The sequence below is a fragment of the Polyangium sorediatum genome, assembly GCF_029946465.1.
GTDB lineage: Bacteria > Myxococcota_A > Polyangia > Polyangiales > Polyangiaceae > Polyangium > Polyangium fumosum.
On the sequence record NZ_JARZHI010000024.1, the window covers coordinates 51481 to 64045 of the forward strand.

Annotated in this window: 8 protein-coding genes; 4 read left to right on the plus strand and 4 right to left on the minus strand. The window is 69.3% G+C overall.

Annotated elements, in window-relative coordinates; all coding sequences use genetic code 11:
* Positions 1–108 precede the first annotated feature (108 nt).
* Positions 109–1014 carry a formylglycine-generating enzyme family protein gene (locus QHF89_RS25425; RefSeq protein ID WP_136969135.1) on the plus strand — a complete coding sequence of 302 codons (906 nt, stop codon included), beginning with the start codon at positions 109–111 and terminating at the stop codon, positions 1012–1014.
* Positions 1015–1062: 48 nt separating this feature from the next.
* Here the strand turns inward: QHF89_RS25425 and QHF89_RS25430 are convergent, their stop codons facing one another.
* Positions 1063–2490: a haloacid dehalogenase-like hydrolase gene (locus tag QHF89_RS25430; protein ID WP_284720923.1), complete on the minus strand. Its 1428-nt coding sequence runs from the start codon at positions 2488–2490 to the stop codon at positions 1063–1065.
* Positions 2491–2656: 166 nt separating this feature from the next.
* On the opposite strand from QHF89_RS25430, the gene QHF89_RS25435 reads away from it, so the two are divergent.
* Positions 2657–4306 carry a hypothetical protein gene (locus QHF89_RS25435; RefSeq protein ID WP_136969136.1) on the plus strand — a complete coding sequence of 550 codons (1650 nt, stop codon included), beginning with the start codon at positions 2657–2659 and terminating at the stop codon, positions 4304–4306.
* Positions 4307–4418: 112 nt separating this feature from the next.
* Here the strand turns inward: QHF89_RS25435 and QHF89_RS25440 are convergent, their stop codons facing one another.
* The 3 genes from QHF89_RS25440 to QHF89_RS25450 form a co-directional block, all read right to left on the minus strand.
* The gene (locus QHF89_RS25440; protein ID WP_136969137.1) at positions 4419–8918 is read right to left on the minus strand and encodes a M36 family metallopeptidase; all 4500 of its coding nucleotides are present in this window, start codon (positions 8916–8918) and stop codon (positions 4419–4421) included.
* A gap of 215 nt (positions 8919–9133) precedes the next feature.
* Positions 9134–9979 (minus strand): DnaJ C-terminal domain-containing protein, encoded by an 846-nt coding sequence (locus tag QHF89_RS25445; protein WP_136969138.1) that lies wholly within the window; start codon positions 9977–9979, stop codon positions 9134–9136.
* A gap of 26 nt (positions 9980–10005) precedes the next feature.
* The gene (locus QHF89_RS25450) at positions 10006–10428 is read right to left on the minus strand and encodes a hypothetical protein (RefSeq protein ID WP_136969139.1); all 423 of its coding nucleotides are present in this window, start codon (positions 10426–10428) and stop codon (positions 10006–10008) included.
* 226 nt (positions 10429–10654) lie between these two features.
* Here QHF89_RS25450 and QHF89_RS25455 point away from each other — a divergent pair, with 226 nt between their 5' ends.
* Positions 10655–11512: a hypothetical protein gene (locus QHF89_RS25455; protein ID WP_136969140.1), complete on the plus strand. Its 858-nt coding sequence runs from the start codon at positions 10655–10657 to the stop codon at positions 11510–11512.
* Positions 11513–11577: 65 nt separating this feature from the next.
* Positions 11578–12564 (plus strand): OmpA family protein, encoded by a 987-nt coding sequence (locus tag QHF89_RS25460; RefSeq protein ID WP_284720924.1) that lies wholly within the window; start codon positions 11578–11580, stop codon positions 12562–12564.
* Position 12565: the final 1 nt, after the last annotated feature.

Here is a 12565-nt window from a genome sequence, read left to right on the forward strand (position 1 = left end):
CCCTCCCGAGCGCGCTTGGCCTCGCGCCTGCTCCCCTCTGCGGCGGCCCTCTTCCTGGGGGCCGCCGCCTGCTCCTCCCCGGACGCATCTCCCGCGCCCTCCCCGCCCGTGTCTGCGGCCTCGTCGCCGCCTGCGCCCGCGCCTCTCCCCTCGGCTGCGCCGCCGCCCGAACCCGCCCGCTGCGCCGCCGTCGTTTGCGCCTCGATCGAGCGCTGCGACGAGGCCACGGGCGCGTGCGTCCCGCATTGCCCTGCCGGCGAGGTTTACATCCCGAAGACCGGGCCGGACGGGTTCGTCATGGGCAAAGGTTTTACCTTGAACGGCGGCGCGCGCCGCCTGCGCAAAGGGCATCAGCCCGACTCCGATCGCCCGCACCGCGTCGTCCTCACCCGCCCCTTTTGCATGGACGCGACCGAGGTCACCGTCGCGGCGATGAAGACGTGTGTCGACGCGAAGACCTGCGACGCGCCGAAGACGCTCGAGGTATGGGCGAATTATCCTCGCCGCCCCGATCATCCGGCCAACGAGGTCTCCTGGGACAAGGCCAAGAAGTATTGCAAGGCCCAGGGGAAAGACCTCCCCACCGAGGCGCAATGGGAATGGGCGGCGACCGGCGGCGACGGACGCAAATGGCCCTGGGGCAACGACGAGCCCACCTGCGAGCACGCCGATTTCACGATTGGCGTCCTCGTCTCGCCCGGCGGCGACTCCGGCTGCCACGGCGGCGGCACCTCGCCCGTTCGTTCTCATTTGAAGGGCGACCGCACCTGGCCCACCGGCACGCTCCACGACCTCGCGGGCAACGTCTGGGAGTGGTGCGACGACACGTACGCCAAATATGGCACAGGCCCGGTCACGGATCCCCACGTGCAGAAGCCCGGCGTGCTCGTGCACGTCGTGCGCGGGGGCGGCTGGAATCGATCGAACCTCGGCATCCAGACGGCGTTTCGAGGCGCCGCCATTCATACCTACGAGGTCCCCGGGCTCGGCTTTCGTTGCGTGCGAAACCCTTGAACGCCCGGGGAGGGCCCCGCGCGGAGCCCTCTCCTCGCTCGTCCGCGATCAGAACACCATATCCATCTGATCCGGGATCACCTCACCTGCCTCGTTCACGCACGCCACCCCGGCGCCCGTCGCGTCCTTGCACCCGGTCGTCGCACACGGGTACGCCGCGGCCTTCTGCGGGTTGGGCAGGATGAACATCGGATTCACGATCCACTTGTCCATGTAGTTCGCGTACGCGTTGCACATGATCTCGTTCTTGTTGCGGTTGATCACGAGCTTCAACATCGTCGCGTCGTGCAAGAACGAGATGTCCGTATCCGAATCGCCTGCGCCGAAGACGGGACGCTTCTTCATGTCCGCGTTCGGCTTCTCGGCGTCGGGGCCGGTCACCCCGTAGATCACCTTGTTCATCCAGCAGCGTTTGCCCTCGATGTACGTGATCATCGTATTGCCGACCGGATTGCCGCCGTCGTTCCCCGACCCATCCACGACCGACCCGCAGCCCTCGAAGTCGTACGTGAGCTTCCCCGTCCCGTCGAGCAGGTTCCGGATCGCAATCACGTGATCCGCGCCCACGGCCACCCGCTCCGCGAACGCCTCCACGTTCGGCTGCGGCGACGCCGAGAGCACCCACACGTCGAGCCCGTTCTTCTGCATCACGTCGATCAGGTTCTTGATCTGATCGTACACCCGCACGTAGGCATTGACCGACGTCGTCCCGATCGTCTGCTTCGCCCCCTCCGCGGCGGCGAGCCCCTCCTCGATCGCCGTGTCCGCGAATGCCTTCATCTCGGCCGGCGTGTATCCCGCTTGCATCTGCGAGGCCCAGGCGTACGCCGGCTCCATCGTGCGGTAGTTCCAGGCCTCGAACGCCGCCTTGGCGTCCGCCGTCTTCGCCGTCGTATACACGGCAACAATCTCGTCCGCGCAATCCGCGTTCGTGCTCGTCGGCAGCGGCATCCCCGCGTCGGCCAGGTCCCCGCACGCCGCGCTCAGCGCGTTTCGCGCTTCATTCGTCAAGAAGCGGCTCGTCGCGCGCCAATCCTTGTTCGGCGGCTGCATGATCTTGTCGTTCTTCACGAGCCAGAAGAACACGAGATCCCCCACGTCATTCTTGATGACCGTGTTGTCCCAGTCGAAAATCGCGACGGGCTTCTGCGCGGGATCGTAGGACGAGCCGTTCACCCCGGCCTCGTCGATCATCTTGTCGAGCGCTTCGCGGTTCTGCCCGTACCACACCAGGCTCGTATCCAGGTCGGGCGCGGCCATCGAGCCGCCCGCGCCCCCGGCGCCGCCCATTCCACCCATTCCACCGGCGCCGCCCATTCCACCGGCGCCGCCCATTCCGCCCGCGGCGCCCGTGCCGCCGGTCGCGCCTGCTCCCCCGTTCCCTCCGAACCCGTTCTCCCCCTCGTCCGTGCATGCCGACAGCGTCGCCATCCCCACAACGAGCGCGACGGGAAGAAAAGATCGAATCTTGTTCATGGCAAGGATCCCCTTTCAGAGAGCACCCTACCACGGAAAGCACGAATCCCGTGAACACCATTTTCACGACATCGTGGCAACGGGGTGAGCCATTCCCCATTTCCACGCAAAAAAGCCGCTGCAAGGCGCGAGCGCGCTTGCTCGATTCGATCCACGCTCACCGCACATGGCCTTCCCCCCGGCCCCTCGATTCACGCCCCGATCCCTCGCCCACCTCGCTCTCCTCGGCCTCGCCGCGTGTTCTCCCGCGCCGAAGGCCGAGCCGCAGGCATCCGCCCCGCCCCGCGCGCCTGAACGCGCCGCGGACGCCACGACGCCCGCGGCCACGCAAAGTGCCTCGTTCGAGCGGGAGGCCCGCGGCACGAAGCTCCGCCTCGTCTTCCACGCCGATCCTCTCCCGAACCTCGTCTACCAGCTCGATTGCATGGCCGGTCGCCACCCTTGCTCCCGCGCTGCCTACGAGGCCCTCTGGCGGGACGATCTCGGCTGGGACGACGAGGATCGCCGCGCGCTCGCAACGTTCCGCGAGATCCGCGAATCATGGAACGGCCGCATCGAGCTCCGCACCCCCGCCCCCGCTGCGCCCCTCCCGCTGCCCCGCGCCGATCGCTCCGTCGCCGCGCGCCTCTCCATCGCCGGCCTCCTCGCCCACACGCCCGACGAGCACGTCCGGTACCTCGGCCTCGTCACGTCGCCCCAAGGCGCGCAGCGCGCCCAGGCCCTCGTCGACCATTTTCGCCCTCGATTCGATCGCTACTGGGAGCGCGAAGGCCGCGCCCATTGCGAGGCGTCCGCCGACAAGCTCGCCGCCCTCTTCCAGCGCGAGGGCCTCACGGGCCACGTCGAGACGCTCGTCGGGTTTTACCAGGCCGACCTCCCCGACGGCGCCCCGCTCCATTTCCACCTCATGGCCCGCCCCGCCCATCGCTCCGTCGACGCCGCCCGCCAGATCGGCGGCCACGCCGTCATCGAGATGCCCGCGGGCGAACCCCCCGAGGCCCGCGCCCCCGTCGTCGTGCACGAAATGCTCCACCACCTGCACGCCGCCGCGACGGACGAGCGCCTCGCCGCGCTCTCCCGATCGTTCGTCGAGACGAAGGATCCCCTCGCCGCGGCCTCCTATGCCGTCCTCGACGAGGCCCTCGCCACCGCGCTCGGCACCGCCAAGGCCATGGGGCGCCTCGATCCGCCGGGTTTGTCCCAAAAGCTCAAAGCCCCGATGGGCCTGTATGCCGAGCCGACGATCGACCGCGTCGCCAAGGCCGCGCTCCCCTTCCTCGACGCGCGCCTCGCCGAGGGAAAGGGCCTGCACGACCCCGGCTTCGCGCCCGGCTTCCTCGCCGCCGTCCGCAAGGCCTTCCCGGACGGCCTGCCGCCCCTCGCCCACGCACGCCCGCTCGTGGCCGTCGTCGCTCCCGGGTTATGGCCGGCGTTCCACGCCTTCGACGGCGCCGCCATGGCCTCCTCGCTCGGCGGCTCCACCGCCTCCGACGCCATGCGCGCGCCCGAGACCGTCGCTCTCTTCGCCTCGCGCCCCCACTGGGGCGGCGCGTTTTTCGTGACCCACGCCGAAGTCGCCGACCTCGCCCGCTTCGAGGGCCCCCTCGGCGCGGCCGCCGTCGCCGCGATCACCGCCGAGGCCGGGCGCACGCGCGCCTTCGTGTATTCGACGCAAAAGAGCCCCGGCGTGTATCGATTCGTCTTCGTCGCCGACGACCTGCCTTCGATGAACGACCTCGTCCGCGCCCTCGCGGCCCAGCCCGCGCCGTTCGAGGGCGCGCTGGAGGTCGTCGCGCGCCGCTCGGACCCGCATTGATGCGACACTGAGGCGCGGCGGGCCACAAAAAGACGCCGCCCGCGCCATCTCGAGGACGACGCGGGCGGGTTTGGCGGGGCGCGATGGGCTCGCGCCTCGCCGATGCAGGGTCTCAGGACCGCTTGCTGCTGCGGCGGCGCTTGGCCATCCAGGCGCCCACCATCGCGAGGAAGCCGCCCACGGCGCCCACGCCGCGCGCCGGCGCCTCGTCGCCCGGCACGGAGCAGCCGCAACCGCCGAGGACGACGGTGTCGTCGCTGCCGCCGCCTGCGCCACCGGCACCACCGGCACCACCCATGCCACCGGTACCGCCGCCGCCTGCGCCGCCCATACCACCGGCACCACCGGCGCCGCCCATGCCACCGGCACCACCGGCGCCGCCCATGCCACCGGCACCACCAGCACCGCCCATACCACCGGCACCACCAGCGCCGCCCATGCCACCGGCACCGCCGCCGCCACCGGCGCCGCCCATGCCACCGGCACCACCAGCACCGCCCATGCCACCGGCACCGCCGCCGCCGCCTGCGCCGCCCATACCACCGGCACCACCAGCGCCGCCCATGCCACCGGCACCGCCGCCGCCACCGGCGCCGCCCATGCCACCGGCACCACCAGCGCCGCCCATGCCGCCGGCACCGCCGCCGCCACCGGCGCCACCAGCACCGCCCATGCCGCCTTCACCGCCGGCACCGCCGCCGCCGCCTGCGCCGCCTGCGCCACCGGAACCGCTCGAGCTGGAGCTGCTCGTCCCGCCCGGCGGCTGCACGAGCACGTCGACCGTATCCACCGCCGAAGCCTGACCGTCGTTCACGGCGAGCTGGAACGTGAACAGCGTATCCGCCACGACAGTCGGCGCCATGAAGTCCGGAGCCGCGGTGCTCGCCCCGTTCAGCCCCACGTCCGCGCCGACCTGCTGCGTCCACGCGTACGTCAGCGCATCGTTATCGGGATCCGAGCTGCCGGACCCATCGAGCATGACGTGATCGCCGCTCGTCACGACCTGATCCGGGCCCGCGTTCGCGATCGGCGGCTGGTTCGGGTCGTCGCAGTTCCCCTCATCCGCCACGATGTCCGAGAACGGCGTGTTCGTCAGGCCGGTGATGCTCAGGCTGTCGATGTACCAGCCCAGGGTGCCGACCTCCTCGTCCGTGCCGATGCGGAAGCGGAGCTTGATGGTCTTGCCGGCGAACTGGTTGCTCAGATCGATGTTCGTCGTGACGTTCGTGCCGGCCGCGAAGCCCGTGCTCTGCCCGAAGAAGCCCTTCTGGCCGAACAGCGGATTGCCGGCTTGCGCGAAGCCGATGTCGCCGTTGTAGGCCGCGCCGAGGTTCGCGTACGTGTTGATGTTGACCCAGGTCTGGCCGCCGTCCTGGCTCAGCTCGATGATGCCGCCGTCCCAGTTCGTGGCCGGCGTGCCGCTCCGCTCGAACTGATAACGGTGCACGAGCGCCATCGTCAGGTTGCCATTGCCCACCACGAGATCGGGCGACTCGTAGCGCTCGTCGGAGATGCCCGACGCGGCCTCGCCGTGGGCGAGCACGTTCGACGACGTCGCGAGCGGCCGGATCCGCGCCCACGCGTTGCTCGGGCCCGACGCATTTTTCGCCGTCCACGTCTCGATGTTGCTCTCCCACAGCTCGTTCGCCGTCACGCTCGGCACGCTGTCGAAATGGCCCTTGCGCACGCTCGAGTTGCTAAGCGTCGGCGAGCAGGACCCGGGCGCGGTCAGGTCGACCTTGAGCTGCAGATCCGTGATCGTCGCGACGGAGTCCGCGAGCGCGATCGGGAGGATGATCGTGTTCGAGGCGAGGATGTTCGTCGTCGGCAGCGCCGCGGTCGTGCCGTTCGGGAACGACACATTCGGGTTCGTCGAGCTCAACGTGACCGAACCGCCGACGAGCGGCCCCCAGCCCTGGTTGCGCACCACCACGGTGACATTGCCGATCTCGCCGTTGTCGAGGACGCCGTCGTTGTCGCAGGACAGCACGCTGTCGTCGAGGTTCACCGAGAGGATCACCGGCTGCGGCGCCGCCACGTAGCTCTCGGTCACGCCCACGTTGGTGGTCGTGTTGCGCGGCGGCGAGATCGCGCAGGAACCGGCGCCGCGGATGGCGAAGCCGGTCGCGAGGTCCTGGAAGTCCTCCACGTTCGACGCGACGGCCGTGGCGAGGATACCGTCGCGCTGCTCGGTGAACGTCGGGTTCACCGGGGCGAGCTGCATGCCGCCGGTCAGGTAATTGGCCATCTTGCGCTTGGCCTCGTCGAACGTGTGCCGCGGCGTCGGGGCGTATACGTCCTCGAGGATCTTCGCATACCCCTCGAGCACCATCATGGCCCAGACCTCGCCGGTGTTGTGCACCTCGGCGTTGGTGGCGCCGGCGGGCTGCGTGGGGATGCCGACCGGGAGCGGCTCGCCGTTCTGGATATGCTTGAACGTGAGCGGGTTCTTCATGAAGTTGGTCGAGTAGGGATACCGCCGAATCCCGAAATACGCGCTATCGGTGAACGTCCCCCCGGCGTAGACCGCGCTCGCATACACGCCGTTCGGATCGTCGCCCTCGCGAATGAGCATGTGCAGCGCGACGGTGTCGCCCCAGCCCTCGCCCTGACCGCGGGCCTGCACCGAGTTGAGCGCGACGAGGCGATTGTGGATGTAATGGCCCCACTCGTGCGCCACGATGCCGTTGTCGATCGTGCCGTCGCGGAACGTCGTCGAGCGGTGCATCGTCGCCGTGATCGTCCCGGCGGCGATCTGCTGCTTCAGCGTGGTGCCGACGTCCTGCGTGACGCTCAACGCGCCGATGTCGGGGTTGCTGGCCTGGTTCGGATCGGGGCCCAGCCCCGGCGGATCCGCCGCGACGGCATTGTTCGCGATGATCACGCCCACCGCCCCCGCGGCCTCCGCGTTCAGCGTCTTCACCTGGAACGAGCAAGCGCCACGATCCGCGAGGACGATCTTGCCCGCAAAATTGGCCGTCAGCACCTGGCAGGCGTCGGTGAACGTACCCGTGTTGCCGCCGTCCGAATCGGCGGTCGAGGCGTCCAGCGCGTACGCGACCTCCGCCGTGACGTTGAAGTTCAGCTCCCCGAACGAGGCGTCGCCCACCACGTATTCGGTGTTGCCCGGGTTCACCGTCAGGCCCGCGCTCAACGTCTGCGACCACAGGTACATCTGCATGCGCGGCGACGTCCCGTCCAAGGGCGTGTTCATGTTCGCGTTGTCGAGCGCCGGGAAATCGTTCAGGAACGCATCCTGCGCCTCCGCCTTGATCGGGTCGTTGCCGGCGCCGCCGCGGCCGAAGTTGTCGGTCTGCGCGTTGCCTGCCGCCTCGTTGAAGCCCGAGTCGTACCAGTAATCGTGCAGGTAGTTGTTGACGAAGAAGAGCTGCGTGATGGCAGCCTTCACCTGATCCTGCGAAACGAGCGGCTCCTGGCTCGTATCAAAGGTCCGATCGAACACGCCCGGCGCCGTCAGGTCGGCGCGATAATCGCCCGCGCTGAGGCCGTCGGGGTCCGTGTGATCGGCGTACGCGTCGACGTTGTTGCCGACCGTCTCCGTCGCGCCCGCCGGCAGCCACGGATCGAACGTGCCCTGCGGGTTCGTGTTGAACCCGTCCATCGTGACCAGGATCGGCGACGAGAACGCCGGGAACGAGCCGTCCGGAAGGCCCGTCGGGTGCGGGGCGTAGTCGACCATCGGCCCCTCCGTCGGCGTGTACTTCGGCGCGCCGTCCGACCACACGCGGTACGTGTGCGCCGCGTCTTGCGTCCGGCTCGCGCGCATGAGGAGCCGCCCGTCGTCGGCCGCGATCACGTACGCGTAGAGTTCGGACGCCCTCGTGCCCTTCTGCCCGCCCCAGATCTCGACGTAATACGCCGACACCAGCCGCTCCGGCATGGGGAAGTAGATCTTCTTGATGCGCGCCGGCTCCGTGAGCTCGATCCGCGCCGCCTTCGTCTCGGCCGTGGGCGTGAGGTCGTAGAAGTCATACCCGTGCGCGGGCTTCTTCGCGTTCTTGAAGGCCGCCGCGGGCACCTTCGTCGCGAAGAAATCGTTGAACGCGCGGGAGACGGCCGTGCCGGCGTCGAGCTTGAAGTTCTTGCCGCGCTTCATGCCGGCGGCCGCGGACGGGTGCAGGTTGCCGGCGATCGCCACGAGCTCGCGGCCCTGCGTCATCAGCACCTTGACGTCGTTCTGGAAGACCTCGATCCCGTCGACGTTCTGGCGGAACACCACGATGATGCCCCCGCCCGTCACGTCGTTCACCACCACGGGGACGGCCGCGTCGATCGCGTTCTTGCCCACGCCGTAGAGGTACGCATAGTGCTCGAGGTAGAGCCGCGCCGACGACGCGGGCGACGCCGTCGTCGCGCCCGGCGCCATCCAGCCGCCCTTCGGCGCCCAGAAGAACGTCGGCACGCCGCGCTTCTCGTCCACGCCCGTCACGCCGCCGACGGTCGCTCCGTGCAGGCTCTGCAGCGGACTCACGGACACCGCCGGGGCGTCGTCGTACGCATGGTAGTTCGGCAGATCCATGTCACCCGCGCGCGCCGTGGAGCCGGCGAGCAGCGTGATGAGAGCCGTGGCATATCGAGCAGAGCGCTTCATGATTCCTCCGCGCCAGAATCTTCGTGGTCATCGCGCTGGCAAACGCCGCGCGCGATGAGCGTTTTCGGTGATCTCGGACAAGGATTTGGCGCCCGTTGCGCCGCGAACATCCCCTGTACCCGTTTCGCGCACGGAAGGGAAGCCGTTCCACGCTCGCCGCGGCGCAGATCCTGCCGCGCCGTCACAGCGCTCGCGCGCCCAGGATCCCTCGGCTGCTAGCGTCCCAGGACGAACGCCCCGAGCACCGCTGCCACCAGCGCCGCGGCGAGCACCCCGGTCCTCCAAAGACCCTGGTTCTGCGCGGCGCGTCTCCCCTCGGACGTATCGTCCTGCCCGTCTGTGCTCGACTCTCCCACGACGAAGGTGACAATCTGGTCTCCGCGGTGATCCCCGACGCTCCGTGAACGATAGGGGGCGGCCGTTACCTCCGCGGGAATGGGCACGGCCTCGGCGCCGAGGCGCACAGCGCCAAACCCGGCGAGCCGCATCTCGGCCCCGGACACCGTCCCTGCGGGCACCACGATCCTGCGCTCACCGTCGAGCACCGGCACGTTCACGCGCCCCCCGCGCCGCGCGGTCTTCGCGTCGATCCGTACCTCGACGAACAGATTTACGCCTTCGCGGCGCAGGCGCGGGTGCTGCGCCACGATCACCTCGATCATCAAATCCCCGCGCTGCCCGACCCCCAGCGGCGCCTCGTCTCCTTGCCCTGCCAGCCGCAGGACCTGCCCGTCGTCGATCCCCGCCGGCACCTTCACCGTGAGCGTCCGTTCCTGCGAAACGCGCTGTTTGCCCTGACATCCGGGGCAATGGAAGCCGGGCAGGTCGCCTTTCAGAACGCCTCCCCCTTTGCAGTCGGCGCAAAGCGCCTCGAACGTCGCCTTGATGACCTTGCTCGCGCCCGAAGCGGCCTCCTCCAGCGACACGAGCATCGGGATACGTCGATCCCGCCCCGACCCCGCCACCGGGCGGCGGAAAAAATCATCGAAGATCGCCTGGAATTGATCCTCGATCGGCCCGAACCCCTCGGGGTCTCCCTTTCGACCGTCCTTGGCCCCCATATCGACTCACGAAGCCCTTGCGAGGCTCACGCCGTGCGGCTTCGCTGCTGGATGCATTCGCGCAGCGCGGCCTCGAACCCCGCGCGGGTATGGTGCACCCGCACGCCCGCCATCACCACGCTCGCCGCCTGGATGCCGAGCCCCACGAGCTTCGATCGCACGAGGAAATGGGCGACATCGTTCGCTTTCCCGAGGTCGCGCGCCATCTCGGTCAACTGCGCGCGAGCAGGCGACTCGTAATCGGTCATCTCCTCCCAGTCGTGAAAGCCGGAGATCCCTCCCTCCTCCGCCACGACTCGGCGCGCCATCGCCTCGATCACCTTCGCGCCTTGCTCATCGAGGCAACCCGTCACCTGCGTCACGAAAACACGCCGGACAGGCCGCCACAGCCGCACCGTCGCCCGCGCCGTCGTCGTGGTCTCGGCCTTGTCGACCGGGAGAAGCTCCATCCCGAACGACTACCGCGCGGGGCAGAACCCGTCAATTCCGCCAAAACGGCCTCCACGGCCGGAATCCTGCCACAGCGGAAAAGCCCGCGCTGGGGTCGCTTGCCACTTTGGCAGCCTGCGGCGTGCCGCGCGCCGGAATGTCCCGATCCTGGCGAACGAGGCGCGCGTTCCTTCGGCAAAACGCGCTCGTACCGGCCTGGCACCGAACTTGATATCCTTGTGCCCCATGCCGCCCGAGCCTTACCGCACCCCCTCTTGCCCCACCTGCGCTGCCCCTCACGTCGAGCAAGTGCGCATCTGCGAGCTCTGCGAGGAGCCGTTCGTCCCCGGCGTCGCAGGCGCCGGAGCCTGCGATCCGTGCCTGCGCAAAGCGAGCCGCGTCGTCGCGCGCGCGGCCGCCGAACAGCCCGCGCCGAGGCACACCAGGGCGGTCCTTCGCTGGCTCCCCGTCGCGCTCGCCGTCCTCACGGTGGGCATTCTGTCGTTCAATACGCTCGTCTTCGTCGACACGGCGCGACGCCTCACCGAGCTCCGCGCCGCGCCGCCCCCCGCCGGAAAACACCACGCGAAGTCCAAGGGCAAACCCAAGAAGCCCCCGCTGCCCAAGCCAAACGTCGCGCCGCCTGCGCCTCCTCCGCCGCGCGAAGAGGCCACGCTCGACACCACGAGCGTTCCGGCTCTCACGAGCGTCCTCGCCGCGCTAAATCCCGAGGTCCACGATCCGGACACCTTGCTTGCGCGCGTCCAGAAGCTCCGCGAGGCTGGGCTCGACATCTTCCTCGTCCGCACGAACCTCGGCAAGAACATCCTCGACGGCGGCGGCGACCTCCGCACGCGCATCAGCCCCGTGCTCCAGGGCGGAAAGACCGTCGGCGTGCGCTTCTCGCGCCTCGGCCCCGACTCGATGGACGCGCTCGCGGGCGTCCAGCCGGGTGACGTCCTCGTCTCCATCAATGGATTCGGCGTCGATAGCCCCGACCGCGCGCTGAGCGGCTACGCGTCCTCCCGGGAAAAGGGCGGCGCCGTCTTCGAAATCTTCCGCAATGGCCGCCGCGGCGTGCTCGTCGCCCACTGGCCCAAGTGATCCGCGCCGCCGGGGACGGCCACGAAAACCTGGAGTCGCCCTTCGGGTTTTGGTAGACGTTCTCCATGGCGATCTTCCGAACCTCGTCGATCGCGCCCGTGGCCCTGCTGGCGCTCGCCTGCGGCTGCGGCGGCGCGCAGACGAACCCCGAAACCCCGACCGAGGCCTCCACAGCCGAGGCGATGCCGTCCACGCCCCCCACCCCTCCGCCCCCGAAAACGGAGGAGGCTCCGAAGCCGCCTCCGGCCGACGAGGCGAAGACGGAGCCTGCCCCGGACAAACCTGCTCCGACGGAGCTCGCGGAGGCCCCGAAGGCGCCGTCGATCACGTGCGAGCCCAAGTCCGGCGCGGCCGCGGGACCGAAAAAGAAGCTCGAGATCAGCGTGGATCGATCGCGCGTCGACCTCGAAGGTCACCGGCTCGAAGTCAAGCTCACGCGATCCGCGTGCAAGGTCGAGATCCAGGTCATCGGCGAATCCGGCAAGATCCTGGCGAACGCGGCGAAGGCGTTCGAGGGCGCGGCGGCGGGCACGGTGCTCGCGGTCGACTGGAGCCCGATCCGGGCCGAGACGGTCTCGCGCATCGAGGTCTGGGGCCACGACACCGAGGGCAACTACGTCGGCGTGGCGATCACGCCGTGGAACGTGAAGATCGACCACGAGGAGGTCAATTTCGAGACCGACTCGGACAAGATCCGCGACGCCGAGGTGCCCAAGCTCGAAGCGAGCCTCGACAAGGTCAAGGACGCCCTCGCGAAGCACCAGGATCTCAAGGGCATCGCGCTCTACATCGCGGGCCATACCGACACGGTGGGCAGCCCCGAGCACAACCTGAACCTCTCGCGCAAGCGGGCGCGCGCGATCGCGGCCTGGTTCCGCGGCCGCGGCCTGAAGATTCCGGTCGCGTGGGAGGGATTCGGCGAGCACAGCCCGATCGTGAAGACGGGGGACGAGGTCGCGGAGGCGAAGAACCGCCGCGTCGATTACATCCTCGCCCTCGACCCGCCGCGCTTGCCGCAGGGCGCGGTGACGTTCGGGTGGAAGGCGCTTTAGC

What these genes read in the sequence shown, in the direction of transcription:
- QHF89_RS25430 (WP_284720923.1), bottom strand. Translation starts at nt 2,490, where the DNA reads ATGAACAAGATTCGATCTTTTCTTCCCGTCGCGCTCGTTGTGGGGATG.
- QHF89_RS25435 (WP_136969136.1), top strand. Translation starts at nt 2,657, where the DNA reads ATGGCCTTCCCCCCGGCCCCTCGATTCACGCCCCGATCCCTCGCCCAC.
- QHF89_RS25440 (WP_136969137.1), bottom strand. Translation starts at nt 8,918, where the DNA reads ATGAAGCGCTCTGCTCGATATGCCACGGCTCTCATCACGCTGCTCGCC.
- QHF89_RS25445 (WP_136969138.1), bottom strand. Translation starts at nt 9,979, where the DNA reads ATGGGGGCCAAGGACGGTCGAAAGGGAGACCCCGAGGGGTTCGGGCCG.
- QHF89_RS25450 (WP_136969139.1), bottom strand. Translation starts at nt 10,428, where the DNA reads ATGGAGCTTCTCCCGGTCGACAAGGCCGAGACCACGACGACGGCGCGG.
- QHF89_RS25455 (WP_136969140.1), top strand. Translation starts at nt 10,655, where the DNA reads ATGCCGCCCGAGCCTTACCGCACCCCCTCTTGCCCCACCTGCGCTGCC.
- QHF89_RS25460 (WP_284720924.1), top strand. Translation starts at nt 11,578, where the DNA reads ATGGCGATCTTCCGAACCTCGTCGATCGCGCCCGTGGCCCTGCTGGCG.